General features: G+C 64.2%; 23 protein-coding genes. 11 read left to right on the top strand and 12 right to left on the bottom strand.

All coding sequences use genetic code 11. The annotated features are described in order from the left end of the window. Nucleotides 1-77: 77 nt before the first annotated feature. Complete coding sequence (locus tag LVJ94_32425; protein WXB01614.1) at nucleotides 78-1322, top strand: VWA domain-containing protein; 1245 nt, start codon at nucleotides 78-80, stop codon at nucleotides 1320-1322. 3 nt (nucleotides 1323-1325) lie between these two features. Here the strand turns inward: LVJ94_32425 and LVJ94_32420 are convergent, their stop codons facing one another. Both LVJ94_32420 and LVJ94_32415 read right to left on the bottom strand, forming a co-directional pair. Further along, nucleotides 1326-2438 (bottom strand): hypothetical protein, encoded by a 1113-nt coding sequence (locus LVJ94_32420; GenBank protein WXB01613.1) that lies wholly within the window; start codon nucleotides 2436-2438, stop codon nucleotides 1326-1328. 205 nt (nucleotides 2439-2643) lie between these two features. Further along, entirely contained in the window at nucleotides 2644-3336 is a 693-nt protein-coding gene (locus tag LVJ94_32415; GenBank protein WXB01612.1) for a peptidylprolyl isomerase, read from the bottom strand. Nucleotides 3337-3431: 95 nt separating this feature from the next. On the opposite strand from LVJ94_32415, the gene LVJ94_32410 reads away from it, so the two are divergent. Continuing rightward, nucleotides 3432-5390, top strand: coding sequence for a glycoside hydrolase family 3 protein (locus LVJ94_32410; GenBank protein WXB01611.1), 1959 nt, complete (start codon nucleotides 3432-3434; stop codon nucleotides 5388-5390). A 71-nt stretch (nucleotides 5391-5461) separates the two neighbouring features. Here LVJ94_32410 and LVJ94_32405 read toward each other — a convergent pair whose 3' ends face one another. After that, nucleotides 5462-6397, bottom strand: a complete 936-nt coding sequence (locus LVJ94_32405) for a LysR family transcriptional regulator (GenBank protein WXB01610.1) — start codon at nucleotides 6395-6397, stop codon at nucleotides 5462-5464. Between the two features lie 102 nt (nucleotides 6398-6499). Here LVJ94_32405 and LVJ94_32400 point away from each other — a divergent pair, with 102 nt between their 5' ends. Together LVJ94_32400 and LVJ94_32395 are read left to right on the top strand one after the other, a co-directional pair. Beyond that, a complete protein-coding gene (locus LVJ94_32400) occupies nucleotides 6500-7324 on the top strand; it encodes an MBL fold metallo-hydrolase (protein ID WXB01609.1) in 825 nt (274 codons plus the stop codon). A 257-nt stretch (nucleotides 7325-7581) separates the two neighbouring features. Then, nucleotides 7582-8502: a DUF6268 family outer membrane beta-barrel protein gene (locus tag LVJ94_32395; protein WXB01608.1), complete on the top strand. Its 921-nt coding sequence runs from the start codon at nucleotides 7582-7584 to the stop codon at nucleotides 8500-8502. Between the two features lie 107 nt (nucleotides 8503-8609). Here LVJ94_32395 and LVJ94_32390 read toward each other — a convergent pair whose 3' ends face one another. Next, nucleotides 8610-8963 (bottom strand): hypothetical protein, encoded by a 354-nt coding sequence (locus tag LVJ94_32390; protein WXB01607.1) that lies wholly within the window; start codon nucleotides 8961-8963, stop codon nucleotides 8610-8612. 64 nt (nucleotides 8964-9027) lie between these two features. After that, the gene (locus LVJ94_32385; protein WXB01606.1) at nucleotides 9028-9924 is read right to left on the bottom strand and encodes an RNA polymerase sigma-70 factor; all 897 of its coding nucleotides are present in this window, start codon (nucleotides 9922-9924) and stop codon (nucleotides 9028-9030) included. A 156-nt stretch (nucleotides 9925-10080) separates the two neighbouring features. Between LVJ94_32385 and LVJ94_32380 the strand changes: the two genes are divergently transcribed. Continuing rightward, nucleotides 10081-10467 (top strand): DoxX family protein, encoded by a 387-nt coding sequence (locus LVJ94_32380; GenBank protein ID WXB01605.1) that lies wholly within the window; start codon nucleotides 10081-10083, stop codon nucleotides 10465-10467. Between the two features lie 333 nt (nucleotides 10468-10800). On the opposite strand, the gene LVJ94_32375 is transcribed toward LVJ94_32380, so the two are convergent. Together LVJ94_32375 and LVJ94_32370 are read right to left on the bottom strand one after the other, a co-directional pair. Next, complete coding sequence (locus LVJ94_32375; protein WXB01604.1) at nucleotides 10801-12435, bottom strand: sodium:solute symporter; 1635 nt, start codon at nucleotides 12433-12435, stop codon at nucleotides 10801-10803. Then, nucleotides 12432-12659, bottom strand: coding sequence for a DUF3311 domain-containing protein (locus tag LVJ94_32370; protein WXB01603.1), 228 nt, complete (start codon nucleotides 12657-12659; stop codon nucleotides 12432-12434). The genes LVJ94_32375 and LVJ94_32370 overlap by 4 nt, the downstream gene beginning before the upstream one ends. Nucleotides 12660-12953: 294 nt before the next feature. Between LVJ94_32370 and LVJ94_32365 the strand changes: the two genes are divergently transcribed. The 3 genes from LVJ94_32365 to LVJ94_32355 are packed head-to-tail and all read left to right on the top strand — an operon-like array spanning nucleotide 12954 to nucleotide 16301. Beyond that, on the top strand, nucleotides 12954-13736 hold the full coding sequence (locus LVJ94_32365; protein ID WXB01602.1) for a phosphatase PAP2 family protein: 783 nt from the start codon (nucleotides 12954-12956) through the stop codon (nucleotides 13734-13736). Between the two features lie 46 nt (nucleotides 13737-13782). Beyond that, complete coding sequence (locus tag LVJ94_32360; protein ID WXB01601.1) at nucleotides 13783-15435, top strand: MYXO-CTERM sorting domain-containing protein; 1653 nt, start codon at nucleotides 13783-13785, stop codon at nucleotides 15433-15435. A 56-nt stretch (nucleotides 15436-15491) separates the two neighbouring features. Further along, nucleotides 15492-16301: a TatD family hydrolase gene (locus LVJ94_32355; protein ID WXB01600.1), complete on the top strand. Its 810-nt coding sequence runs from the start codon at nucleotides 15492-15494 to the stop codon at nucleotides 16299-16301. Between the two features lie 7 nt (nucleotides 16302-16308). Here the strand turns inward: LVJ94_32355 and LVJ94_32350 are convergent, their stop codons facing one another. Continuing rightward, nucleotides 16309-17400: a hypothetical protein gene (locus LVJ94_32350; protein ID WXB01599.1), complete on the bottom strand. Its 1092-nt coding sequence runs from the start codon at nucleotides 17398-17400 to the stop codon at nucleotides 16309-16311. Between the two features lie 367 nt (nucleotides 17401-17767). After that, nucleotides 17768-18769: an NmrA/HSCARG family protein gene (locus LVJ94_32345; protein ID WXB01598.1), complete on the bottom strand. Its 1002-nt coding sequence runs from the start codon at nucleotides 18767-18769 to the stop codon at nucleotides 17768-17770. 68 nt (nucleotides 18770-18837) lie between these two features. Between LVJ94_32345 and LVJ94_32340 the strand changes: the two genes are divergently transcribed. Further along, nucleotides 18838-19767 (top strand): LysR family transcriptional regulator, encoded by a 930-nt coding sequence (locus tag LVJ94_32340; GenBank protein ID WXB01597.1) that lies wholly within the window; start codon nucleotides 18838-18840, stop codon nucleotides 19765-19767. Here LVJ94_32340 and LVJ94_32335 read toward each other — a convergent pair. Then, complete coding sequence (locus LVJ94_32335; GenBank protein ID WXB01596.1) at nucleotides 19754-20662, bottom strand: LysR family transcriptional regulator; 909 nt, start codon at nucleotides 20660-20662, stop codon at nucleotides 19754-19756. The genes LVJ94_32340 and LVJ94_32335 overlap by 14 nt on opposite strands. Nucleotides 20663-20740: 78 nt before the next feature. On the opposite strand from LVJ94_32335, the gene LVJ94_32330 reads away from it, so the two are divergent. Continuing rightward, nucleotides 20741-21274, top strand: coding sequence for a YceI family protein (locus LVJ94_32330; protein ID WXB01595.1), 534 nt, complete (start codon nucleotides 20741-20743; stop codon nucleotides 21272-21274). A 1-nt stretch (nucleotide 21275) separates the two neighbouring features. On the opposite strand, the gene LVJ94_32325 is transcribed toward LVJ94_32330, so the two are convergent. Further along, nucleotides 21276-22493 (bottom strand): putative glycoside hydrolase family 15 protein, encoded by a 1218-nt coding sequence (locus LVJ94_32325; protein ID WXB01594.1) that lies wholly within the window; start codon nucleotides 22491-22493, stop codon nucleotides 21276-21278. Between the two features lie 151 nt (nucleotides 22494-22644). After that, nucleotides 22645-23742, bottom strand: coding sequence for a serine/threonine protein kinase (locus tag LVJ94_32320; GenBank protein WXB01593.1), 1098 nt, complete (start codon nucleotides 23740-23742; stop codon nucleotides 22645-22647). 358 nt (nucleotides 23743-24100) lie between these two features. Between LVJ94_32320 and LVJ94_32315 the strand changes: the two genes are divergently transcribed. Further along, the gene (locus tag LVJ94_32315) at nucleotides 24101-26416 is read left to right on the top strand and encodes an acyl-CoA dehydrogenase family protein (GenBank protein WXB01592.1); all 2316 of its coding nucleotides are present in this window, start codon (nucleotides 24101-24103) and stop codon (nucleotides 26414-26416) included. Nucleotides 26417-26418 lie beyond the last annotated feature (2 nt).

The following is a 26418-nucleotide window of genomic DNA, read 5'->3' as shown; positions in this document are numbered from 1 at the left end:
GGCACGAAGGTGCCCCGCGGTGGACATGAGCAGGTCGACGGTCACCTTTCCCGATTAACCAACCGAGGAATCGAACCATGATTCAACGTCGACTTGCTCCTTTCGCCGCCGTGGCATCCCTCATCGCCCTCATCGCACCTGCCTGTGGCGGCAGCAACGATTCGGCTTTCCGTGGCGGTGGCGAAGAAGATGGCGGCAGCCATGGAGATCACGGAGATCACGGAGATCACGGAAACAGCGGTGGCGGTTTCGGGGACGCTGGCACCGGCTCGGGGGGTGGGTCTGGTGGTGGTGGCGGGGGTAATCCCGATCCCAGCTGCGCGGCCGCCGGCGCCGAGGGCAAGCTCACCGGCGTTAATCTCGTTTTCATGTTCGATCGGTCCGCAAGCATGGGCTGGTCGCAGGATGGGCAAGGCCAAGACCTCCATGCCGTGAAATGGAATCCGGTGGTCGCCGCCACCAAATCGTTTTTCGAGGATGCCGCGTCGAGCGGCATGAACGCATCGCTCACCTTCTTCTCCGACAAGGGCGCTAGCGACGGCACGTGCGGTACCCGGACGACGGAGTCTGGCGAGGTCATTTCCGCCGAGGATTGCTGCCGAGACGAGACGTACTCGAGCCCCCACGTTCCGTTGCGAAGACTTCCCAACGGCGCCGATTTTGCGCGCGTACTCGACCAGACTTCCCCCGGTGGCTCTACCCCCACACGCGCGGCCATGTCGGGTGCGCTGGCGCAAGCGCGCGCCATCGCGGCCGATACGCGTCACACGAAGGAAGCCACGGTCATCGTGCTCGTGAGCGACGGAAACCCCGCGGACGTCTGCAGCCCCGCGAGCACCGTCGAGAACACGGCGGCGGTTGCGCAAGAGGCCAAGGGCGGCGGTATCAAGACGTACGTCATCGGCGTGCAGAGCTCTGATGTTCCCACCCTCGACAGCCTCAACGAAATTGCCAAAAGCGGCGGCACCGGACAGGCCATCATGGTCGACGTCGACAATCCGGAAAATACGAAACGCTCGTTCGGCGAGGCCCTCGCGAGGATCCGCGGACAGGCCATTTCCTGCAGCGTCCCCATTCCACCGACTCCCGCAGGAAAGACGTTCGACCGCAAGGCCGTCAATGTCGTCATCACGTCGCGGGCAGGCAAGCAGCCGCTCACGTACGACAAAGACTGCTCGAGAGGCGAAGGGTGGCACTACGACGATGTGTCGAACCCCAAGACCATCGAACTATGCTCCTCCACCTGCGGTGCGCTCAAGCGCACCGGGGACGCGAAGATCGAGGTTCAATTCGGGTGCGCCACCAAGGGCGACGTCCATTGAACTTCAGCGCGGCGGAGCGGCCGACGGGGCAGGGGTCTCGTCTTCTGGCATGACCACGCCAATGTGCTGCGGCACCTTCGGAATGGGCTTGGGCGCCGCCTTGGGCACCGGGGCGGGCGGCGGAGCGGCGGCGGCCGTGGCTGCCAGGTATTGCTGGAGCACTTCGGGCCGGATGCCCGTGAGGTCCGGCTGGGTCATTTCGCTGTACAGCACCGCAATCGAAATGCCCGCGAGCACGCCGAGGGCTGCACACGCGCCGCGCGAACGCAGCACCGGATGCGAGAGCGCGTCGGTCAGGGCTCGCCCGATGCGCCCGAGCGTCGGTGCACCGGCGCGTGCCCCGAGGGGCTCACGGCGCACGGTCGCCATCGGCTGTCGGTAACGCGCCGGCGCGGTCATCGACTCGAGGTCGATCGGATGCACCACCGGCGGTGGCATCGGCATCGGCATGGACGACGGCGGCGGTGGCGGGGGCAGGTACGGATGCGGGACCGGTGTCGCGAAGCCGGCTTGCGCGGGCGGCGGCCGTCGCGCAGGCCTCGGCGGCCCCACCATGGTGATGCTCCCCCCGAACGAGGGCGGCCTCGGGCTCCCCGGTGCCGGCGGCGGGATGGGGGTGGCATCCCGGGCCATGTTCGGCGACGTCACGGGGAGTGCGGGCAGCGGCGGGAGCGGAGGCCACGAGGGGCGCGAGCCGAGTTGCTGCCGCACCGCCTCCATCGGCAGCGGGATGGTCGCATTCTCGTCGTCGCCGGGATCGATCAGGTCGTCGCTGGAGTCGTCGATGACCACCGAGGGCGCGAGCGCCGGCGGAGGAGAGGGCGGGGCTGGCGGCGCCGAAACCCGCGGAAGGGGCATGAGGCCTTTGCGCGGTGGCAGCGGCGGAGCGCTTTTGCCCTGCACGCGTATCTTGCCCGATGCACCGGGATCCTCGCGGGAGTCCGGCAACTCGCGCGAATCCGGCGCCGTCGGGGCGGCCGCGGGGATCGTGTTCGGTGCTTGCCTTGGCCGCGGTGGTCGCGCGATGGGAAGCGACTTTCCGCCCAACTCGAGAAAGGCCGGTGCGGTTGTCTGGGTGACCTCGAGAGGGTCTTCAGGGATCGCTGTCGGACTCACGCAAGCGTTTCAATGCAGCGATCGCGCCAGACCCTGGACGTCGATTCACCGGCTCACGTGTGGCGCCGTGTATGTGCCTGGCGCCGATCCCGCGCTTACCGAAATGCCCTTTCCGCCGCGTCCATTGCCTTGATCCATGGATCATCGAACCGGGTGTCCACAGCAGCGGCTATCCGACGAGCCGCTGCAGAACGCCCGAACAGCTCTACGGGCGTTGCCCGAGTGTCGTGACGAAATGAATGCGCACGGGGTACTTGGGCGGGCCGTCCAAATCCGGATCCTGGATCCCCGCAGCGACGATCCGGTCGAGCGTATCCATGCCGACGATGACGTGACCGAGCACGGTGTAATTTGGCGCGATGTTGGCGTGGGAGTGCACGATGAAGAATTCACTCCCGTTGGTGCCGGGCCCTTGGTTGCCCATGGCGACGGTACCGCGCGGGTACGTCTCCTTGCCGGTCACCTCGTCGGGAAATTTGTACCCGGGCCCGCCCTCTTCTTGTCGATAAATATCCCCACACTGCAGCACGCCGAGCCGCGGTGAATTGGTCAGCCGGAAGCACTGGGTGTCGTTGTAAAACCAGCTCCGCGTCAGGTGCACGAAGTTGTGCACGCCACACGGTGCATTCGCGCGATCCATACGAACGACGAACCATCCGTAGTTCGTCCAAAATCCGATATCGACCGTGCCTTTCGCCCGGGCCGACGAAGAGGGCACGGAAACGGGCTTGGCCGCCGGATTTTCCGGTGTTGGTGTGAATTCGCACTGCGCTGCGGCATCGGCGAGTGCGACCTCGTCGTCGGCATCCCCTTGTGCGGATTCGGCCGCCGCATTGCTGGCAAATGTGGCGGGGACGAGGAGTGCGGCGGCGGCGAGCAGCTTAAGGGATCGGAGCATGGGAAACACCCTACCAAATCCATTCCGTTTGACACGGAATGGTAACCGGTGTCATGCAATGATGATCGCCGTACTGCTTTCCGGAGGATTGTCCCATGCGCAACGTCACCCGCAGCATCTTCGTGGCCGCGGCCACGCTGGCATCGCTCGTAGCCTGTGATTCGGAATCGCCCTCACAGTCGGATTCGTCCGACCTTGGCGCGACCGAGGACGCGCTCCTCGCCGAGGATTCGGGAGAAGACGGCGCCTTGGAAGATCAGGCCGCCACTGCCCCGAGCGACAACCTCACGATCGGCGTTCATGTCGGTGGTGTGGACGCACGCGTGCGCGACCTGTTGGCGCGTATGACGCTAAAGGAAAAAATCGGCCAGATGACCCAAGCCGAGCGATTGGCCTTCGAGCCTTCGCGCGGTGGGGCGGTGACCGACATTCGCGACTATGGATTGGGCAGCATCTTCGCCGGCGGTTCGAGCACTCCTGCCAGCAACACGCCGCTCGGCTGGCGCACGATGATCGACGATTTCCAGAAGCTCGCCACGGGCACCCGCTTGGGCATCCCCATGGTCTTCGGCATCGACGCCGTGCACGGGCACAACAAGTTGTATGGTGCAACCGTTTTCCCGCACAACATCGGCCTCGGCGCCACGCGCAATCCGCTGCTGGCGCGTCTCATTGGGCGGGCCACCGCGGAAGAAGTGGCCGCCACCGGCGTGCACTGGACCTTCAGTCCCTGCGTCTGCGTGGTGCGCGACGAGCGCTGGGGGCGCACGTACGAAAGCTTCGGCGAGGAGCCGGAGATCGCCACGTCGCTTTCGTCCATCATCGACGGATATCAAACGATTCCAGGATGGCCCGGCAGCATTCTCGCCACGGCCAAGCATTACGTGGGCGACGGCGGCACCGCATTCGGCAGCAGCACGCACGGGAATTACCTCTTGGATCAAGGCGACGCGCGCATGACCGAGGCCGAATTGCGCGCCGTCCATTTGGAGCCGTTCAAGGCGGCCATTGCCCGCGGCGTCTCCACGGTGATGACCTCGTTCTCCAGCTGGAAGGGGGTCAAGCTGCACGGCCACCAATACTTGGTCACCGATGTCTTGAAGAAGGAACTCGGCTTCAAGGGATTCGTCATTTCCGACTATGCCGGCATCGACCAAATCTCGCCGGACTACCCCACGTCGGTCCGCACCGCGATCAACGCCGGCGTGGACATGGTCATGGTTCCCTTCGATTACAAACGATTCATCACGACATTGGAGGCCGAAGTCGCCGCGGGCAACGTGCCCGCGTCGCGCATCGACGATGCCGTCGCGCGCATCCTGCGTGAGAAATTCCGCTTCGGGCTTTTCGAGCACCCCTACTCCGACACACGCTTCGAGGGCAGCTTCGGCGGCAAAGCGCACCGCGCGCTGGCCCGCAGGGCCGTGCGCGAATCCCTGGTTCTCTTGAAGAATGCGCAGCACGTCTTGCCGCTCCACCACCGGGGGACGAAAATCCTCGTCGCCGGCAGCAACGCCGACGATCTGGGCAATCAAACCGGCGGATGGACGCTCACCTGGCAAGGAAGCAGCGGGCGCAAAACCGTCGGGACGACCATCCTGGAGGGCGTACGCGCCGCCGTGGACGCGGACAGCACCGTCGACTTCGCCGTGGCCCCCACGACCGAACAGGCCAGCGCAGGCTACGACGTCGGCATCGTCGTCGTCGGCGAAACCCCTTACGCCGAGGGCATCGGCGACCGCCGCGACCTTCCCCTGAGCGCCGCCGATCAAAGCGCCGTCGATACCGTCTGCGGCGCCACGAAGTGCGTCGTCGTCGTCGTTTCCGGCCGCCCCATGATCGTGACCGATCGCCTCCCGAAGATGACCGCGTTGGTCGCCGCCTGGCTCCCCGGCACCGAGGGCCAAGGCGTCACCGACGTCCTCTTCGGCCGCCGCAACTTCACCGGCAAGTTGCCCATCTCCTGGCCCAAATCCGCCGCCCAGCTGCCGAGCCATCGCGGCGACGCCAGCTACGATCCGTTGTTCCCGTATGGCTTCGGTCTGAAATACTGACGGAGTAAGCAAGAGTATACATCCCGGGACCTTCCGCATCGTCGCGAAAGTTCATTTCGGCCCGCCGCGGCCTAGGGGCTCGGCTTGAGGTACTGAGCCCTCGGCGCCAGACGCACGCGCAGGTAGTCGATGAAAAGCCGCACCTTGGCCGGCGCCCGCTGGCTCGGGTACACGGCGTAGACGCCGCCTGCGCGCAAGCGATGGTCGGGGGCGAACAGCACGACCAATCGCCCCGCGCGCACGTCGTCGGCGACGAGATACTCGGGGAGGGCGGAGATACCGGCGCGGTTCAAGACCAACTCACGAATGGCGCTGGCGCTGTTGGCCTGCGCCACCGGGCGCACGCGTACGATGGCGTGACTTCCGTCTTTGCCCAGGAACGTCAAACGTGATGGGGTCGGAAGCAGCGGCGCCGCAATCCAGTCGTGGGCCGTGAGATCGATCGGTGTCCGCGGCGTGCCACGCTCCGCGAGGTACTGCGGAGATGCGACGATCCATCGGCGACACTTGGCCAGGCGCATCGCATGCGCGCTCGAGTCACGCAACCATCCGACCCGAATGGACAGATCGAAACGCTCGGCCACCAAGTCACGGATCTCGTCGCCGAGCACCAAGTCGACGTGCAACTTTGGATATCGGCGTATGAACTCCGCCAAGGCCGGCGCAAGAACGGTTACGCCGTAATCCGTCGTACTCGTGAGCCGGAGCGTGCCCGCCGGAGTTTGACGATCGCGCGCGACCCGCTCGATGGCGGCTTCTGTCTCCGCGAGGATGCGCACGCAATCGGCGTGAAAGGTCGATCCAGCTTCGGTCAGAGCCATCCTGCGGCTGGTGCGGACCATCAAGGAGACCCCGAGCTCCTCTTCCAGGCGCGCCAGGTGTTGGCTGACCATCGCTTTGGTCAGCCCCACGTCGCGTCCTGCCGCCGTGAACGAACCGGCGCGCACGATGGCCGCAAATACCGCCAGGCGATTCATGTTCATCTCGCGACCGTTCGGTGCTTTCATCGTCAACTCTTACTTTACTCTGAGTTCTCGATGGGCGCGTTTCGCCTTGCCGGACGGCGCCCCATGATGCGCCTCGTCCTTCTCTCCATGCGAGGTTCAGCCATGCATAAGCCCGATTCGTCTTCGCTTTCCATCGTTCCCTACAACCCCGGTGACAAGGCCATGTTTCCCGTGAGTTCCGTCATCGTGCACGGCCGCCACGACGCGGTGCTCGTGGACGCGCAGTTTGCTCGAAAGGACGCGCTCGCGCTCGTCGGGGTCATCCAATCGTCGCAAAAAAGGCTCACGACCATTTACATCAGCCAACCCGATCCCGATTACTATTTTGGCCTCGACGTTCTGCAGGACGCCTTTCCAGCCGCCAAGATCGTCGCCACCCGGCCTACGGTCGAGCGCATTAGGGCCACGGAAAAGCACAAGTTCTCTCACTGGGGGCCAATCCTGAAAGAGGACGCCCCTACGCGCATCGTGGTCCCGGAGGTGCTCGAAGGAAATAGCATCTCATTGGAAGACCACGAGCTCCAGGTGCTCGGTCTCGATGGGCCTGCGCCGGACCGCACGTGCGTGTGGATTCCCTCGTTGAAGGCCGTGGTGGGCGGGGTGGTCGTCTTCAGCGGTGTCCACGTGTGGATGACGGACACGGAGGCTCCGGGGGCAAGGGCGAACTGGCTCGCTCTCCTGGACCGAATCGAGCAACTCGCCCCGAGCACCGTCGTCCCCGGACATTATCTGGAAGGCAGCAAATTCGATTTGAGCTCGGTGCGCTTCACGCGCGATTATGTCAAGGCATTCGACGAAGAAACCTCGAACGCGCGGAATTCCGAGGCGCTGATCGCCGCCATGGAAAAGCGCTACCCGCAGCTCGGACTCAAGATTTCGCTCGAGTTCAGCAGCAAGGTCGCGAAGCGCGAGATGACCTGGGATTGACCTCGCGAAGGCAAATTTTACCGGCCGGATCGCTCGGCCGTTCGACCGGTATACGCCGGGCGACGGCCTTGCTTTTTTGCGGCCCGGGCTTGCGCCGATCCCAGTTCAACCGCCACGACGTAAGACCCATCATCAAGTCATCGCAACGACATGACCCTGCCTCGTCGCCGAACGAGTGCCCGGTTCATGAATACGCTTTTTGATGACCGTAGAAAGGATGATGGATGCCGCCCTCCAAATTCGTACGGAGTCGCGCAGTGTTTCGCCTTGGCGCCGTGGCCTTGTTCACGGCATTGACTTCGCTTGCCCCGGCGGTCCACGCGCAGACCTTGAAGATGGCCAGCATTTCGTACGAGGCCTATCAGCCGTCGACCGTGGAGAACGCGACCCCCGGCGGCCCTGCGTCGGATCGAAGCATCCGCGTGGCGCGTGCCGAGCTTGCCTACCCGTTGTTCTTCAACGATGGGGCGACCATGCTCCTTCCGAGTCTGCGCTACCACTACATCGATATGGGCAGCCGCAACGCGACACCGGAAAACGCAACCAAGTTGCCATTCGACGGCTTGCACGCGGCGATGCTGAACGTCGCCGTGATGCAGCGGGTGACGAAGTGGTGGAGCCTCATCGGCTCCCCCGGAATCGGTTTCGCATCGGACACCTCGGGCGGACCAACCGGCGACGACCTGGTCCTCAGTGCATCGCTGATATCCCTCTTCGAGGTCACGCCCACGCTGACATTGGGCGCCGGTGCCGCCGTCAATTACCGCCCCGGCAACACGATGGTCTTCCCATTGCTGCCTTTCGATTGGCAGCCCACCACCAAGGTGGCCATCCAAGGCATGCTGCCCATGGCCATCTCGGCAAGGTACCGCCTCCTCGAACCGCTCACCGTCGCCCTGGAGGGCTCTCTCGAATACGAGCGCTACAACGTCGACCCCGAGAAATTCGGCGCGCATCGCGCACACATCCAGAGCACGGCACTCAAAGGTGGGCCCGCGCTGATCATCCACCTTTCGCGAATGATTCACCTGCACCCGTACGGTGGCCTGGCCACGGGAAGGAAGCTCGAGTACTTCCTCGACGGCGAGTCCGCCGAACACGTGACATTGCGCGGCGGATGGTACGGGGGACTCGAACTGTGGTTCGGAACGAGCGGCTATCGCGCGGACATGCAGTGACCGACACGCGAAGCGCGTCACGGCGTCGGCGATGAGGGCGGCGCCCGAGGGCAGCTCGACGTGTTACGTGTGGCCGTGCCCCGGGCAGGTGGTTCGTTTCATACCGATCACCTCCCGTCGATGACGCAGAAGCGGTTGCCCTCGGGATCCTCCATGATGATGTAGTCGGCGTCCGGTGGCCGCTTGCTCCACTCGACGCGCATCGCGCCGAGCCCCTCGAGGCGGGCGACCTCGGCTGCTTGGTCATCGGCGTAGAGGTCGAGATGGAGACGAGGTGGCAGCACGCGCTTGGAACGCATCTTGTCGAGGGAGATATTGGACCCGATGCCCGATGGTGGCTTGAGCAGCACGAAGTCGGGGTCGTGGGGCTCGCGAGCGACATAGCCGAGAGCCGCAGTCCAAAAGACTTTCTGGCGTTCCAGATCATCTACACGGATTACGATCGAGCCAACGGTAAGCATTTCCACCGTATAGTCGGCGTGGATGATCGGATGCCACCTTCAATGCCCCGAACTCCACCGGCGGTCAGCGGCTGACAGCCGTCTCCTGCGCCAGTCGCGAGAGCTTCTCGGGATTGCATACATAGTAGAGCCCGCTGACGAGGCCGTCTTCGATCCGGAAGGCCATGATGCCGTCGAGTTCTCCGTCTAGGCGGATGAGCAGAGCCGGCCTGCCATTGACCTCGACCAGTTCGGCCGACAAGGCCGGGCCAGCGTGCTTCAGGCCAGCGCCATACAGACGCGACACCTTGTCGGCACCCACGATCGGCCTGGGCAACGCCTGCTTAACGCCGCCGCCGTCGCTGAGCGCGACGACGTCCGGCGCGAGGACGTCGAGAAGGCTGTTCACGTCCCCGGTTACCACGGCGCGCTGGAAAGCCTCGACCACGGTCTGCGCCTCGACGGGGCCGACGTGGCGCGGACGACGGGCGGCGACATGCGACCGCGCCCGATGGCCGATCTGCCTCACTGCATCGTGACTCTTGCCGATAACATCGGCGATCTCGTCGTACCCGACATCGAACACCTCGCGGAGTACGAAGACGGCGCGCTCCGTCGGGCTGAGGGTCTCGAGGACTACCAACATGGCCATCGAGATGCTTTCAGCCAGCTCGATGTCGTCGGCCAACGTTGCTGAGGTCAGGAGTGGCTCGGGCAACCAAGGTCCGATGTACAACTCCCTACGGCGTGCGAGCGCCCGCAGGCGGGAGAGCGCCTGGCGGGTGGTGATCCGAATCAGGTATGCCCGCGGGTCACGCACCTCGTCGAGGTCGGCCTCCGCCCAGCGCAGCCACGTCTCCTGCAGGACGTCCTCGGCGTCGGCCGCCGAGCCGAGCATCTCGTAGGCGACCGTGAAGAGCAGATTGCGGTATCTGACGAACATCTCCGTAGCGAGGTCGGGGTGGCCTTCCTCCGTGACCATGCGTGCTCCTGTCTCGTCCACTCGACTGTGGCACCCATCAGACGCGCCGCGACGCCGATTTGTGACAGGTTCGACCGATTTGTCACAAAATCGGTCTGGCCGGCGTCTTTGGAGGGCGTCGGATGCCGCGCAGGCACTTCCGTCACGAGGAGTACCATGAATCTTGCACTGTGGATCGTCGCCGGCCTACTCGCGGCCGCCTACTTCATCGGTGGTGGGGTGAAAATGTTCATGTCGAAGGACAAATTCGCCAGCATGACTTCAAACAGCCAATGGGCCGAGGAATTCACATCCGGCGCTTTCAAGGCCCTTGGGGTCGTCGAGGCGCTGGGGGCGGTGGGGCTCGTCCTGCCCGCTGTCCTCGGCATCGCGCCGATCCTCGTGCCGATAGCTGCTTCGGCCCTGGCGCTGTACATGTCGGGCGCGATGGCGACGCGGCTACGTCGTGGCGAATACGCTGTGATGATGGGCGACTTCGTCTTCCTCGCCCTGTGCGCCTTCGTGGCGTGGGGTCGTTTTGGCCCCGAGCCGTTCACCCGATGAGGGATGCGGAAGCCCCGTCGGCCAGTGTCGTCGTACCTATGCGAGACGTCGAACCAGAGCTCTCCAGCGGATAAGAATCGCGCCTCGTGCAACGCGCGTCCACCTGCCACTCATAGGGACCTCGAAGCAACGGCAGCCGGGCGATCTCTCGAAGAATGGTCATTGATTCGGTGTCTATCGAGACGCCCTCGACTTGAAAAGTTAAACGCGCGATTGGCATGTGAGCCCGTCTACGTCGCGCCGTGGCGGAAGCGCGCGGCGAACCGGAAGCAGAGCTCGAGCGCGCCACAGTGGCCACGACGAAGCGTTCTTCGACCTACCTGCGGACGGAGGCTAGTGCGTCGGCAGATCTTGCGTGACGCCGGCGTCGCCTGCATCGGCGTCGTAGTCGCTCGCGGTCGTCTCGTCGATGCCTTCCGCCATCTTGAAGGAGCGAAAGAGCGGCGTCAGGATGACGGAGACCAGCACGTTGAGAACGAACGCCGTGAGTGCGATGTAGCCTGCCTCGCCGAGCAGCGGAATCTCGGCGATCTGACCACCGAAGTGGGTTCCTGGCTTGCCGGGCGCCGGAACGAAGTAGCTCGTGGCCGTGCCGTACACCATGCCCACGAGCCAACCGACGAAGAGTGCTCGGCGGTGGAACCACCGCGTATAGAGACCGAACACCAGCGCGGGGAATGTTTGCATGATCCAGATTCCGCCCAACAATTGGAATTGGATGGCAAACGACTTGTCGAGCGCCAGAACGAAGACGAGGGCGCCGAACTTCAACAGGAGGGAGGCAATTTTGCTGACCTGCGTCTCGGCCGCCGGTGTGGCGTTGGGGCTGATGAACTCACGGTAGACGTTGCGGGTAAAGAGGTTTGCGGCTGCGATCGACATGATGGCCGCCGGGACCAGCGCCCCGATCCCAATCGCCGCAAATGCGACACCGGTGAACCAGCTGGGGAAGTTCTGTTTGAAGAGCAGCGGTACCGCGAGGGAGTTGTTGCCGCCCGTCTTCACACCCGAAGACAAAGCCATCAGGCCGAGCAGGGCGATCATGCCGAGCAGGAACGTGTACATCGGCAGGAGCGCCGTGTTTCGCCGGATCACGTTCCGATTCTTCGTCGAGAGCACCGCCGTGACCGAGTGCGGGTAAATGAAGATCGCGAGCGCGGAGCCGAATGCGAGGGTGCAGTACGGCCATATCTGTTTATCGGAGAGCAACAACCCGCCGAGGGGCTTTCCCGTGTTGGGGTTCGTCTTGGCGAGGTTCTCCCCGGCCGCGGAGAAGATGTGCTCCCAGCCGCCGAGCTTGGCGGGCAGATAGACGATCGATACGCCGACCACCAAATAGATGAGGGTGTCCTTCACGAACGCGATCATCGCGGGCGCACGCAACCCCGCCGAGTACGTGTAGGCAGCAAGCAACGCGAAGGCCACGAACAGCGGCATTTCGCGCACGATCCACGACGTATCCGGGCCGCCACCCACGCCCATCACGTCGAGACAGACCTGGATGCCGACGAGCTGGAGTGCGATGTAGGGCATCGTTGCGAGGATGCCCGTGATGGCCACGGCCAACGTGAGGGCACGCGATCCGTGGCGCCCTCGTACGAAGTCTGCGGTCGTCACATATCCATGACGATGGGACACGGACCAGAGCCGGGGCAAAAAGAGAAAGATGATGGGCCAGACCATGATGGTGTAGGGCACGGCAAAGAAGCCGAGCGCCCCCACACCGAAGACCAGGCCGGGCACCGCGATGCAGGTGTACGCCGTGAACACGTCGCCGCCGAGGAGGAACCAAGCGATGAACGTGCCGAACGAGCGGCCGCCCAATCCCCATTCGTCGAGGTGCATAATGTCCGTGGGCCGGCGCCATCGGGAGGCGAGAAAGCCCATGACCGCAACCAGAAGAAACAGCGCCGTGAAAACGGCAAGCGCCACGCCCTCGAACTGCAGGTCCGATTGGGGCGCGTTCACACGTCACCGCTATTCTTACGTGCCTTCTGCGCGGGCACCACGAGAAAATACGCGCCGCTCATCGTGCACATGGTGAGTGCGACCCAGAGCAGTTGATACCAATAGAAGAACGGAAAACCGGCGATCGCAGGCTCCGCCCGATTGTACAACCCCGGCATGAGCAGCCCGATGATGGGAGCGGCCAGCAGCGGCGCTGCGAGCACGTAGCGGGTTCGGGCCGTCATCCCATCCTCACCCAAGCGGCAGCGTGGTGCATGATGGATGAACCTCTAGCACGAGGGGAAAACGCACTTGTGCGTCAAAAAAAGCAACTTGGGCACATTCTCATCATGCGTCCGCTTCGATCGAAGGTTGCGTTGCGAGCTGCGCTCCACATTTGGAGAAGCCCCCATCCTGACGTACGGTTTCACCTGGAGAAGGGGTAAGTCGATAAGCGAGAACAGCGGGTTGCGTGTTGCCGTCAATCGAGGCCTTATGGCGGCATGGGGCACGTTGGCTGGTCTCGTTGGACTTCGGTTATGCTCGCGGTTCAGCTCTTTTTCTGCTCGCTCACCACGGAGGCAGGCGCGGAGCCGAGCGTGCGCGGACCCGCCCACAAATTGCGGCTCGAGCTCGATTTGCCCATCGTTCTCGTGGCCGGGTCGATTGCGTCGAGCTTCTTTTTCTTGCCCGAAGCTCGGGGCGTCGCATGCGCGCCGAACTGTGACCGTTCGCGCATCAACCGTTTCGATCGGGCCGCGGCGGGGCTCTACGATCCGACGTGGTCCACCGTGGGGGACATCGCCACGGTCGCCACGCTCGCAGTTCCCCTTGTGGCCATCGTCGTCGACGAAGGCCTCGAGAACGGCCTCCGCGACGATCTCGTCGTGGCTGAAGCAATGTTGGTCACGAGTGCCCTGCAGGTCTCCGTGAGTTATGCCGTCGGGAGGCCTCGGCCGCGCGTTTATGGCGATGATGCGCCGCTCGATGAGCGTACGGATGCGAACGCGGCGCGGTCCTTCTTCAGCGGGCACGTCGCGGACACCGTGGCAACGTCGGTCGCCGGCTTGCGTACGTTTCAACGGCTCGGCAAGCCAACGCTGGGCTGGGTCCTGTTCGGCGTGGGCATCGCGGGCTCGAGCCTCGTGGGCCTTTCCCGGGTGGCTTCGGGGGCGCACTTCCCATCGGACGTCATTGCGGGCGCGGCGATTGGTACGGGAATGGGCCTCGTTCTCCCTGCCATCCACGAATCGGGGGTGCAAATGCTTCCTTTCGTCGGAGCGGACGGCGGTGGGCTCATGGTGGGCGGCCGCTTGCCGTGAGGCCTGTGCATCGCGTCGGCACGAGCATTGCGCTTGCAGCACGCCGATGGATTCGAAGACACCTCGCCCGCGATGCCGTTTTCGCCACGTCCTCGCAACGTTCGCCACCGCGACGGCGTCGATTCTGAGCCTCGCACCGCCGGCGCGCGCGTACTCGATCTCGAGCGCGGCCACGGACGGATGTCACGAGTCGATCACCAGCGATGCCCTGCGCAATGTGCGAAAGGCCCGTCCCCAAGCTGCACCCATCGCGCCCAACCGCAATGAGAGAGCGCTCATCGACGATGTGCAGTTTTCGCCCGATGACGACATGAAAGATCTGGGCGCCGTGGCACTTTTGCTCGGAGTCCGCGACAACGATCTCAAGGGGGAGGGGGCGCACGATTTGAGCTCGCTCGCACCCGTTCACGGGACACCCGAAAACCAAAAGGAGCATTGCCTCCGCGGACCCGACCGCAAGGAGCCCAACGGTACCTCGCAGGCGGTCGACGATTGCCATGGATTCATCATGCAGCGCGTGGGGGAGGCGCTCGACGGATTGGACGCGGCGGGGGCACCGGCGTCCGATCGGCGAACTTCGCTGACCATTCATCTTGCCATTCGTGGCCAGATCGATGCCGACCTCCCGACCTACTACGTGCGTATGGGCCAGGCCATTCACGCGGTCCAGGATAGCTTCACGCATACGTACCGCCGCGCCGACCAAATGCAGATTACGGTTACCCTCGATTGGCTGGATCCTGTCTCGCGCACCCACGATGAAGCTCAGGATGGGCCCCCGCATTCATCCGAGCTGGATGAATGCAACAATCTCGACGACCTTCGACAGAGGCGACGCGCGCTCGCCATCGAGGCTTCGAGCGCCATCCTCGATGCCACACTCGATCCGACCAAGAGCCGCGATCAAAAGCTGCAAGCCGTTCGCGGGCTCCTGGATCGGTATCTTGGGTATTCGGCGGGATGCACCTTCGAAAACGGTTGGTGCGACGCGCCGGAAAAACGGTACAAAACGGACGTGGGGTGCGGGTGTCGGAGTTCGTCCGATGGTGAGGGCGGCGGCACGCTCGCGGTCCTCGCGGCGACGGTAGCACTCGCGATGCTCTTGCGCCGTCGCCGCCGCAGAAGAGCGATGATCGGAGCCGGCTTCGCCTTCGCATCGCTGCTCGCCACGTCGACCGCGCGTGCCGAGTCCGAGCCGCTTCCGGTTGCCGAGCCGTTGCCACGGGAAGTGTCCAAAGTGGCCCTGGGCGTGAACGTGGGTGTCGCCGGCTCGTTCGACAAGACGGCCGTGGCCGGCAACGTCGGGGCGCGCCTCAGCGTCAGCAAGCGGTGGGTTTTCGGCCTCGACGTGGAATGGAATCCGTTCCTCTCGGCCTATGGATCTACTTTTCGCCCGGGCACGCTCAACGCCTACGCCTCGGCGATGCTGCGCTTTCCTCTCGCCTACGAGAGCATCAACCTGCGTACGACGTTGAGCGCGGGCAGCTCGACGCTGCTGTTCGACTTGTACGGCGCGCCGCGGGCAACCACGGGCATCTTCGCGCAGATCTATCCACTGGGAATCGAGTGGAAGGCGTCGCGGAAGTTTTACGTGATTTTCAATCCGCTCGGCCTGGCTTTGCCTGTCCCCCAGCTCGCGGGAGTTCCTTTCATGTATCCGCAATATCGCATTGCTTGCGGACTCGAGTTCTACCCATGACGAGCGACCTTTCAGCGCCAACGCAAGGCGGCATATGCTAGAGCTTTTCGTTCGTCATGATCGACATCGGCTCGAATCTCGCTAGCAAGGCATTTCGCGAAGATCTAGATACCGTTTTGCGTCATGCACGTCGGACGAATGTCACGGCGATCGTGGCCACCGGAACGAGCGAATCCGTCAGTCGTGCCGTGTTGGAGATCGCTCGAGAAAAGTCTTACGGCGACGGCCCCCGGATCTTCTCGACCGCGGGGATACATCCCCATCATGCGAAGGATTTCTCTCGAAGCTCGGCCGATGCGTTGCGCGCCATGGCATGCAATCCCGAGGTACGCGCCATCGGCGAATGCGGGCTCGATTTCGATCGGAATTTCTCCCCGCGCGACGCTCAGCTGCGTTGTTTCGATGCCCAACTCGAGTTGGCTGCCGATCTTGCCATGCCGGTTTTTCTGCACGAGCGAGCCGCGGAGGACGACTTCAGCGCCGTGCTCTCACGCTTTCGACCCCGTTTGACACGGGCCGTCGTTCATTGCTTCACGGGAACCGGCGAGACGCTCGCGCGATACCTCGACCTCGATCTCCACATTGGAATCACGGGTTGGATCTGCGATGAGCGGCGCGGCACCCATCTGGTCGAACTCGTTCGTCGCATTCCGTCGGATCGCATGATGATCGAGACCGATGCACCCTACATCCTTCCGCGCTCGATGCCTCGGGCGGAACGACCGAGGACTGGAAGAAACGAGCCGAGGTTCCTTCGCTGGGTTCTGAAGGCCGTGGCCGAAGCGCGGGGCGAAGCGGAAGCAGACCTCGAGCGCGCCACGGTGGCCACGACGAACGCGTTCTTCGACTTACCTGCGGACGCTTGATTTGAGATTACGTTCCCAGCTTGGAGAAGCCTCCCACGGTGAAATCCGGTTTCGTCTGGAGGAAAACACGGATGGCCGATGGAGCGGCGGCGGGGCGGGGGAGGCGGTTGGGGAAGGCGCGGAGTGAGGTGGTGGTGGCGAGGGTGTACGAGGCCCAATCGCCGCGGGAAAAGGCGTAGGGGGCGAAGGTGGCGAAGCGACCGGTGAAGGACAGCGTGCCGCGGGCGTCGTACTGCGGTAGGAGCTCGACGAGTTCGGCGTCGTCTTCGGCTTCGCCGTTCCACTCCTTGCGAAGTTCGTCGAACTGCTTCTCGGCCCGCGACCGAGCCTTGCGGAGCGCCGCGTCGGGGATGCTGCCCAGATCGGCCGGCTTGGCGTCGCTGGCCATGTCGAGAACCCCAGCGGCGCTGAACGCATTTCCGTGCGCACCGCAGCTGTCGACCCACGTGCTCTCGCGGACGAAGAGATACGAATCCACCGATCCCGTGAGGCTCACGTCGAAGCGGAAGTCCGTCGCGCCGACCAGCAGATCGCCCTCGGCCGCGTCGTCCAGATGGAGCTGCGACACCACCTTGCGCGCGCCGGAGGTCAAATCCACGAGCTCCGCCTGATCGACGGTGCGCGTCGGATGCCGCGCGATGTCCTCTTGCTCCGCCAGCCACGCTTCCTGCGACGCTTTCACCTGCTCGGTCGGCAGCCCGTCGCGGTCATCGAAGCGCACCCGGCACGCGTGGCGCCCAACCTCGACCCGACGAACTGCCCAGCGATGCAGTCGCCCATTCACCGCAAACACCGCGGCCGGAGCCTCGCCCACCACCGAGCCGTCCGCGCCGATCGCGTAGGTTCGCTCGGCACCGCGTGTGCGGCCCCAAACGAAGTAGATTCCGCGGGCAAGCCCCGCACGCGCCGGCGCGTCGATCGGATCGACGTCGTCGTTGTCCGAAACGGTGTCGGCCGGCGCCGGCTGCGCGGGCTTGGTCGCGTTCGCGTCCTCCGTGGTGCGGGGAAAGGACGACGGTTCGGGAACACCCTCCGTGGTGGAGCAACCCAGGAGACCCATCACGGAGAGCGAGGCGAGGGTGGCGAATGTCAGGCGCATGCAACGTGGTAGAGCAGCCCACATGCCGCACGCGATTCTGTGGAAAATCCGCCGTTTTGCCCGTGAGGGCGCGTCTCCGCATCCACGCCTGCGCGGCTCCTTGGACCCACTGCGTCATGACCCATCCGTATGCGCGTTATTGCCTGTTTCGGAACAAACGGGCTTGCGCTTTTCGCATCATGTTGCATGATGATGCGCGTCATGAACCAGATCGCTCTCAAACCAGGCTTAACCGAAGCTTCTCACGCTCAATCGCGCGCCCTTTCTCAACTCATGCGCTCGCTTCGCGCGATGCTCTCCCGTCTCGGCACCCGGAACTACCCGCCGGACCTGTACCAGTCGCTCGGGCCCATCGGCCGCCGCCGCCTCACGCACCTGCACTGATGCCGCTCGCGCGAAACACATCGCGGTGGCGGGCGAGCCACATGTCGAGGCTCTGAAGGGCGGGATTCAGTCCGCGTGTGGTCTCCACGTCGCGCGAGCGACGGAACTCGTCGTTGAACATCGCGCTGAACGCGAACGAATTCGCCAGATCCTCGCCGCCCGGAAAACCGGTTTTCGCCTCGAGCTCTGCCCAGAAGGGCCGCGCCTCCCGACGGTACACTTCGTCCGGAACGGCGTCGTAACGAACGGGTTCCCCAAGGCTTCGCGCGAGCGCCGCGGCCATCGCATGCCCCGACGCATGCTCGCCGGCCACGCCCACCGTCTTCCCGACGAGGGCCTCGCCCCGCGCGAAAACACCGAGCGCCGAGCGGCCGATGTCCTCGGTGGCAATCCCAGGCAGCACCTGCTCGCCCAGCGGAAGACGCAAGGACAGCCCGGCGGCATCGCGGCGCAGCGCCAGGCCCGGGCGCAAGAAGTTTTCCCAGTAGAACGACGTCAGCAGGAACGTCGTCGGCACACCGGCCTCGCGGAATGCCGCATCGGCTTCTCCCTTCGCGTCGGTGTGCGGGACCTTGTACTTCTTCATCAGCGTGGGCAGGCGCTCGTCGCCCGCTGGGATCCACCGTCGCACGTCCTCCAACGTCGACCAGATCACGTGCGCGAGCCCGGCGGTGCGCGCCGCGGAGGCCATGTTCGCACCCTGAGCTGCTTCGCGTTCCGGCGAGAAGTGCTCCCAGAAGTTCGTCACGCAGAACGCCCCGTGCGCGCCGGAAAATGCGCGCTCCAAGCTGGCGCGATCGTCGGTGTTGGCGGCTACCACCTCCGCGCCGCGCCGGGCCAGCTCCCGCGCCGGGGCCGACTCGGCATTGCGCGTGATCGCGCGCACCCGGAAGCGCCGCTCGGGATCGTCGAGAATTGCACGCGCGAGCCCTCCGCCTTGGCCGCCGGTAGCTCCAATGACAGCAATGAGTTTCGTGTTGGACATGCGCCGAAGGGTGGGGCGTATTCTTCGATTGCACTAGTCACCGTTGCGGCTAATTACTTTTGCTCCCCATGCAAAAGTCGACGTTTGCCGATTTGGACCTGAACGACGCGCACTTCTTCACGGAGGTGGTCCGGCGCGGAAGCTTCTCTGCCGTTGCTCGTGCGGCCAATCTCCCGGTGTCGACGGTCAGCCGGCACGTCGCCCGGCTCGAAGCGCGCCTTGGCGTCGTGCTCTTGGCCCGCACCACGCGCCGCGTTTCGCTCACCGACGCGGGGCGCATGTACCACGAGCACGCGGCCCGCGCGATCGACGAGCTCGAAACCGCGCAACGCCTGGTGCACGATCTCGGCAGCAGCCCGAAGGGCCGTGTGCGCATCACCGCACCGCTGGGCATCTTGCGCCGCGTGTGGCCGGCCGTGACGGAATTTCTCACGACCTACCCGGACATGACCGTCGATTTCGAGGCCAACGATCGCATGCTCGACTTGGTCGAGGCGGGCTTCGACTTGGCGATTCGCACCGGTCCTCTGGTCGACTCGTCCTTGGTCGCGCGCAAGCTGTTCGAGGGCACCAATGGCCTATTCGCCAGCCGCGCCTACCTCACACGCCGGGGCACCCCGCGCCGCGCGCAAGACCTCGTCGATCACGCGTGCATCGTCGTGCCCAAGCGGGGCAGCGAGCGTGTGACGTGGTCTTTGACCGAGGGCAAAAAGACCGTGCGCATCTCCGTGCGCGGACGGGTCAGTGCGAGCGAATTGAGCTTGGCCCACCTCGCCGCCCTCGACGGACACGGAATCGTGCAATTGCCCACGCACTTCGCCGCCACCGAGTCCTCCACCCGCCGCCAACTCGTTCGCGTGCTCCCGGCCGTCGACGCAGGCCGCGTACCCGTCTGGCTCGTTCATCCGGCAAGCCGCGCCCTCCCCGCGGGCGTTCGCGCCATGGTCGAGCACCTGGTGAAGAGCGCCCCCACGTTGTTCGCGGTCAAGCCGGATTAGGCCCCCGGTCGTTCGGGCACCCCGCCGACGATGCCACGAGGTGCTCGCAGAGAAGCCGTACACGTTGGGGCGTGTGCCGTGACGCCGGATACACGAGTTGCAACGCCTCGCCTGCCACCACGTAATCGGGAAGAACGCGCGTCAGATTTTGCATCGATGGATCCGTCCCGGCAAGGTGCACGGGCAAGAGCCCGAGACCCGCGTCATCGAGCATCGTGGCGAGGAGCAACGCCAGCGAGTCCACCCGAAGAGGGCCCGAAACCGTCACGCTCTGCGCCTCCTTGCCGCGCGAAAGCGCCCATTTGCCCTTTCGTGCCGTCGTTCGATACAGCACGCAATCGTGCTTTGCCAGGTCGGCCGGGGAGTGTGGCATGCCGCGCTTCTTCAAATAGCCCGCACTCGCGAAAATGCCCGAATCGCCCCGCCCTAGCGGCCGCACGATGAGCGAAGAATCGGCCAGCTTTCCCATGGTGAGCGCCAGATCGAACCCGTCGCGAATGGGATCGGCCTGGTGCGTCGTGGTGGTCACCTCGATCTCCACGGCGGGGTACTTGCGAACGAATCGCGCAATCATGGCGCCGAAGTGGTGCGTGCCGAAATTGGGCAGTGCCAGGCGAACCACCCCGCTGGGCGTGCGGTGTTGATCCAGAATGCCGTCTTTTGCTTCCTCCACCGCCGCGAGGCCCTTGGAGGCGGCCTCGAAGAACGAGCGCCCCGCGTCCGACAGGTTCAATTGCCGATGCCCGCGCACGAGCAGCGCCATGCCGAGTTCCTGCTCCAATTGCGTGAGGCTGCGGCTCACCGACGACTTCGGCAATTTCAGCTTGGCCGCGGCCGCCGTCACCCCACCGGCCTCGACGATTCGTACGAATATCGCCACGCGATTCAGATCCATGCGTTCCAGATTTGCGAACGTTTGGTTCGCTGGCAACCACCTTGTTCCAAAATGGGCACCGGCCCCACCCTCGCCCGCATGGCAATCGAGAAATGGAACATCGACGTCGCGCATTCGACGGTTGGCTTTTCGGTACGGCATTTGATGGTCAGCAAGGTCCACGGGTTTTTCACCCAATGGACCGGCTCGCTCGAATTCGACGAGCAGAATCCCGCTCAATCCAAGGTCGAAGTGAGCATCGATGCGGCAAGCGTCGACACGCGCGAGCCCCAGCGCGATGCCCACCTGCGCACGGGCGACTTCTTCGAGGTGGAGAAGCACCCGCGCATCGTCTTTACGAGCACGCACGTCGAGCCGTCGTCGAACGGCACCTACAAAGTCGCGGGTGACCTCACGCTTCGCGGCGTCACGCGCCCGGTGATCCTGGACGTGGAATTCGGGGGCCGCATCAACCATCCGCAGATGGGCGAGCGCATCGGATTTTCTGGCAAGACGATCATCAATCGAAAAGACTTCGGTGTGAGCTTCAACCAAGTGCTCGACACCGGAGGTTTGGGGCTGGGCGAGAAGGTCGAGATTGGCCTCGAAATCGAGGCCACCCGAGCGGCCTGACCTACTGCTGGACGACGGCGGTCTTCGCGTTGGAGTTCACCGTGATTTTTCCGCGGGCGAACGTGCGCGTCCACACCCCCGTGGACTGCTCCACCGCAGGGCCCGACGGTGCCCCGAGATCGAAGGTCCATGCCGCATGGTAGGGATCTTTGCCGGCCTCGGGGCCGCCGCCGGTCGAATAGGCGAAGCTGCCGCCCAGCGCGGGGTCGTGCCAGAGAAGAAACGATGCGCGCGTGTAGCGCATCTTGTCGGCGGCCTGCGATCCCCCGCCGTGCGGATATGCGAAAAAGGGGATTCCCGCGGCTTCGACGTCGCGATGGAGCGTGGACATCCATGCCCAATCGGCGCCGCCGAGGAGCTGGTCATCGCCTTGCCACGATTGGTAATGCTCGCGCCCGTAGCCTCCCGCGAGTTTGGCCCAGCGCACCTGCGTCGCCCGATCGGAGTTCCACGCCGAAGCCACGTTGGGAACGAAGCGTATCCCCTCGGCCTTCAACTTGGGCGAGACGTTCTGGAGGAACGACTCCACGGCCTGGGTCCACGCCGCGTCGGTCCCGTACTTCGACGGCACCGCCGACCACGAGGAGCGAAAGCTCTCGCCCACGTTGACGTCATCGCCGAAAATGCCGTGAAACCCGCCGCTTTTCGCGTAGTCGATGGCCCGCCGCGCCCACTCGTCCTGGTATTCGCGATTGCCCACGTCGTACAAATGAAGGTCGCCACCCCAAAAGGTGATATCGCGCCCGGAGCCGTCCTTGACGATCCAGTCGGGGTGATTGGCACGCACCCACTGGTACGGCATCCCCGAGGGCCATTTCGCATCCGTCGCCTCGGCGTAGGCGCCCGCCGTCTCCCAATACATGAACAGGCGCAAGTCGGGATTGTTCGTCTTGAGTTGCGCGATGTCTACGTGGTCGCGCATGTAACTTTGAACGACCTCCCACCCATACGCACCGGTGTGTTGCGTGATGAGCGAAACCTCGTTCCAATCGAGATAAAGTTGTCCAAGCGAATTGGCGCTCGCCTGCGCGCCCTCGCTCCCTTTGCCGGCATCGCCTCCCGAAGGAGGATTCGGCGACGCATCGTTTTTCGCATTCGCGTCGGTTCGTTCGGCCCCTTGTTCGGGCGTCGCCGATGTGCCGCACGCACCGAGAGTGCCCACCAGCGCGACGAACGCAACGCAGCGTGGAAATGTGAAACCATATAAAAAGGATTTCATTTCAACTAAGTAGCATTTAAGCCGGCACGCCTCAAACCTCGATAGCCGTATTATCGGTTTGGCGCGAATCGTACGATTTGGTATTCGCCGCTGTATGCCGCCGGCACGGCGATCCATGCCGAGCCGGCGGTTCTTCTTGCGATGTACCGCGTCAGCCGCCCGTGGGGGACAGTGTGCCGAGGACGTCGTCGGGGACCTTGCCGAGGCGTTCGCGTTGTGGGTAGAGGCCCACGGGGATGCGGGCCACCTCTTTTGCGGTGCGGTAGTCGACGACGGAGACGCTGTTCGCGTGGCTCAGTGGGATGAAGCAGAAATTGCCGTCCACGCTGGTGGTCGCCCAATAGGGAAGGGCGTCGGTGGCGTAGTGCACGAAGCCATCGGTGGTCAGCCCGGGAAGGCTGACGATGGCCGTGTAATCGTCGATGGTGCCGGCCATGCAAAGCTTGGTGCCGTCGCCGTTCATGGCCATTCCGTGGTGCGCCGAATTGCGCGGGTAATCGTCTTTTGCCAGGCCTGCGCCCTTGGTGCTGAACGGCATTTCGACGGTGCGGAGGATGGCGCCGTTCACCAAGTCGTATTCGACGAATCCATTGAGATACGACAATTGGGCATACATCTTCGTCTCGTCGGCCGTGATCACCGACGGACGAATGCCTTTGGAAAGGGTGTACGTCCGAATGACCTGCCACGTCGTGGCATCGAACACGGTGAGCTGCTTTTTGCCTTTCAGCCCATCGAGCCCATACGGCAAACTGATGTTTCCGATGCTCGAATTGTAGACGCGCTGGCCATTCGCCGAATAATCGTTCGAATGGGGATACGTCCCCGTCGGGACATTGGTCACCAGCTTACCGGTCTGCGTGTCGATCACGTGGGCGACGTCGGCGGTGGTGGCCGAGAGGATGAAGTGCTTTCCATCGGGAGAAAGCGCCGCATGGTCGGCTTTGAACCCGTCCGCCTTGAAGCGCCATAGCTGCTGCTTGGTGGCAATGTCGTAGGCCACCGCATCGCAGAGATTTCCACGCGAGATGTAAAGTTTCCGTCCATCGGGCGATACGAAAATATCGTCGACGAAGCGATCTCCGCCGGTTTGTCCTCGCACGACCTCATAGGCGATTTTCTCCACCGGCGTCATCGCGTCGAGGCGTTGCTGCAGATCGGGAATCACACTGAAGGAGCCGAGGTTCTGAAAGGTGTGGCCATCGAGAAAACTCACCGTGCCGGCCACGCTGTTTCCGATGAGCAACACGTCCCGAACCGCGTTGGTTTGGGACGCGCCCAGCGCTCCGGCCTTCGTCTCGCCAACATCCGGGGCATCCGAGCCCGTCGAACACCCTGCCGCAGACACGATAGCGCACACACAGGTCCATCGAATCAGTCGTTTTCCGCTGAGCATAAGCATTCCCCTTTGTTTTGTGGCTCGCGTCCGAGAGCGCGCGCGCTGCCCAGTCCACGTATAAAGTCGCGGGCATCGAGAGGGGAACCGATTAATGATGTCGTTCGTCATTTTATGTAACGTCAGCCATTCGCGAAGACGTTATCGACTGGGCTCGTCATAATTTTTTTCCAAGCGGTGGCATGGCCGAGCTGTCACGATGTCGCACACGATGACCACACAACGCACCAAGCTGCTCGAAGATCCGGAGTTGCGTCCCTTCTTGCCCTTGCTCTGGGTTGCCTGGTCCGATGGCGATCTCGAACAGGACGATCTGGTGGCCCTTCGATCGCGGGTCGAGGCGATGCCCTGGCTCCGCCCCGCGGCGCGGCACGCATTGGAGACGTGGCTCGCACCCGATGCTCCGCCGTCGCAGCGCGAGATGCGCACCTTGCTCGATACGATTCACAAGGTATCGGCGACGCTGTCGCCCGAACGCCGGCGCGACTTGGCGGGCCTGGGCGCCGAGCTGGCCGACGAAGGCACGCGCCGCGCCCTCGCGGAGTTGGAAGACGCGCTCGGGGGCGGCGCGGCCTCGGAGCTATTCGCGCATCTAGCGACCGCCGAAGCGTCCCGCACGCGCGAGGCGCCGCCAAAGCCCACCGCGCCCTTCGACGTGAGCGCCCTCGGTGCATGGCTCGATGGCGACGTGAAGATGGTTCGCGATCAGGCGAGAACCTTTTTGGCGGATCCGGAGCATCGGGCGTACGGCCTTCCGGTGCCCGAATACCGCGCAAAAGTCGCCCATTGGCTCGCCGATCTCGCCGCGCGTGGCTTTGGCCAGCGTGCGTACCCGGGCATCACCAGCGACGAGAAGGACCTGAATGCGTTCATCGCGACGTTCGAGACGCTGGCCATGGGAGATCTCTCGCTGGTCATTCGCTTCGGCGTGCAGTTCGGACTTTTCGGCGGGAGTATCTTCTTTCTCGGCACCGAGGCGCAGCGGCACAAGTGGCTGTCGCAGGTGGCCAGCTTGGACCTCCCCGGCTGTTTTGCCATGAGCGAGGTGGGCCACGGCTCGGACGTGCAGAGCCTCGAGACGCGGGCCACGTGGGACGTGGTGTCGCGCACCTTCGTGCTGCACACGCCGGCGGAATCGGCGCGCAAAGACTGGGTGGGCGGTGCCGCGCAACATGCTCGGATGGCCACCGTCTTTGCCCAATTGGAGGCGGATGGCGAGGGGCACGGGATTCACGCTTTTCTGGTCCCCATCCGCGATGCCCAGGGAAAGCTGCTCGAGGGCGTGCGCGCCGGCGATTCGGGACACAAAATGGGCCTCAACGGCGTCGACAACGGGCGACTCTGGTTCGACCACGTGCGCGTCCCGGAGCACGCCCTGCTCGGGCGATTTGCCTGGATGAACGCGGAGGGCCATTACGAAAGTGCCATTGCCAATCCGAAGAAGCGATTCTTCACCATGCTCGGTACCTTGGTGGGCGGGCGCATTTCCGTGGCCACCGCCTCGGTGGCCGCGGCCAAAGTGGGATTGGCCATTGCCGTTCGCTATGCTTCGGCGCGGCGTCAATTCGGGCCGGAGGACGGTGTCGAAATGCCGCTTCTCGATTACCCCGCGCACCAGCGGCGATTGCTTCCCCGCCTGGCGACGACCTACGTGCTCTCCTTGGCCGTCGCGCGCCTGCGCAGCAACTTTGGCCAGCGCATTCGCGACGACGAGGCCGGCGACACGCGGGAGCTGGAGGCGTCGGCAGCAGCCCTGAAGGCACTGGCCAGTTGGCACGCGGTGGAGACGCTGCGCGAGTGCCGCCAGGCTTGCGGCGGCCAGGGCTACCTTCTGGTGAACCGGCTTCCCGATTTGTGCGCCGACGTCGAGGTGTTCACCACGTTCGAAGGGGACAATACCGTGCTCTTGCAGCTGGTGGCCAAGAGCCTTTTGACGGGATTCAAGAAGCGCTTCGAAAGCACCGGCGTCGCGGGCATTGCACGGCATCTGCTGAGCAAAGCGCGCGTGGCGGTGACTGAGAAGAATCTCCTTGCCGTGCGCCGGACCGATCCGGAACATCTGCGCGATCGCGCCTTTCATTTGGCGGCCTTCAAGTACCGCGAGGAGCGGCTGCTCGAAACCGCGGCGGCTCGGCTGCGCAAGCGCCTCGAGGCCAATCGCGATGCGCACGCGGCCATGCTCGCGGTTCAAGAGCACTTGGTCGCGTTGGCGCGTGCCCACGCCGATCGCCTCGCCCTGCAATGGTTCGACGAGAGCATCGCCGATTGCTCCGACGCGCAACTGGTCCCCTGGCTCGACCGAATCGGGGCGTTGCACGCCCTCACGCGCTTGCGCGAGGAGGCTGCGTTTTTCCTGGCCGAAGGCTATTTCGATGCCCAAAAGGAGCACGCCCTGCGCAAGGAAACGACCGCGCTGCTGGGCGAACTTCGACAAGGCGCCGTCGCACTGGTCGACGCCTTCGGCATCCCCGACGCATGCCTGGCGGCGCCCATCGCGTTCATGGATCCCGCGCATCCGCGGTGGTGAGG

The sequence above is a fragment of the Sorangiineae bacterium MSr11367 genome (genome assembly GCA_037157805.1).
In the GTDB taxonomy this organism is placed as follows: Bacteria; Myxococcota_A; Polyangia; order Polyangiales; family Polyangiaceae; genus Pendulispora; species Pendulispora rubella.
Note: the sequence above shows the minus strand (reverse complement) of the source record. Positions and strands in the feature narration are given on the sequence as shown.

Coding starts and splice junctions, on each gene's coding strand:
- LVJ94_32425 (WXB01614.1), top strand. CDS start 78: ATGATTCAACGTCGACTTGCTCCTTTCGCCGCCGTGGCATCCCTCATC.
- LVJ94_32415 (WXB01612.1), bottom strand. CDS start 3,336: ATGCTCCGATCCCTTAAGCTGCTCGCCGCCGCCGCACTCCTCGTCCCC.
- LVJ94_32410 (WXB01611.1), top strand. CDS start 3,432: ATGCGCAACGTCACCCGCAGCATCTTCGTGGCCGCGGCCACGCTGGCA.
- LVJ94_32405 (WXB01610.1), bottom strand. CDS start 6,397: ATGAAAGCACCGAACGGTCGCGAGATGAACATGAATCGCCTGGCGGTA.
- LVJ94_32400 (WXB01609.1), top strand. CDS start 6,500: ATGCATAAGCCCGATTCGTCTTCGCTTTCCATCGTTCCCTACAACCCC.
- LVJ94_32390 (WXB01607.1), bottom strand. CDS start 8,963: ATGCTTACCGTTGGCTCGATCGTAATCCGTGTAGATGATCTGGAACGC.
- LVJ94_32385 (WXB01606.1), bottom strand. CDS start 9,924: ATGGTCACGGAGGAAGGCCACCCCGACCTCGCTACGGAGATGTTCGTC.
- LVJ94_32380 (WXB01605.1), top strand. CDS start 10,081: ATGAATCTTGCACTGTGGATCGTCGCCGGCCTACTCGCGGCCGCCTAC.
- LVJ94_32370 (WXB01603.1), bottom strand. CDS start 12,659: ATGACGGCCCGAACCCGCTACGTGCTCGCAGCGCCGCTGCTGGCCGCT.
- LVJ94_32365 (WXB01602.1), top strand. CDS start 12,954: ATGCTCGCGGTTCAGCTCTTTTTCTGCTCGCTCACCACGGAGGCAGGC.
- LVJ94_32360 (WXB01601.1), top strand. CDS start 13,783: ATGGATTCGAAGACACCTCGCCCGCGATGCCGTTTTCGCCACGTCCTC.
- LVJ94_32355 (WXB01600.1), top strand. CDS start 15,492: ATGATCGACATCGGCTCGAATCTCGCTAGCAAGGCATTTCGCGAAGAT.
- LVJ94_32350 (WXB01599.1), bottom strand. CDS start 17,400: ATGCGCCTGACATTCGCCACCCTCGCCTCGCTCTCCGTGATGGGTCTC.
- LVJ94_32345 (WXB01598.1), bottom strand. CDS start 18,769: ATGTCCAACACGAAACTCATTGCTGTCATTGGAGCTACCGGCGGCCAA.
- LVJ94_32340 (WXB01597.1), top strand. CDS start 18,838: ATGCAAAAGTCGACGTTTGCCGATTTGGACCTGAACGACGCGCACTTC.
- LVJ94_32335 (WXB01596.1), bottom strand. CDS start 20,662: ATGGATCTGAATCGCGTGGCGATATTCGTACGAATCGTCGAGGCCGGT.
- LVJ94_32330 (WXB01595.1), top strand. CDS start 20,741: ATGGCAATCGAGAAATGGAACATCGACGTCGCGCATTCGACGGTTGGC.
- LVJ94_32325 (WXB01594.1), bottom strand. CDS start 22,493: ATGAAATCCTTTTTATATGGTTTCACATTTCCACGCTGCGTTGCGTTC.
- LVJ94_32315 (WXB01592.1), top strand. CDS start 24,101: ATGACCACACAACGCACCAAGCTGCTCGAAGATCCGGAGTTGCGTCCC.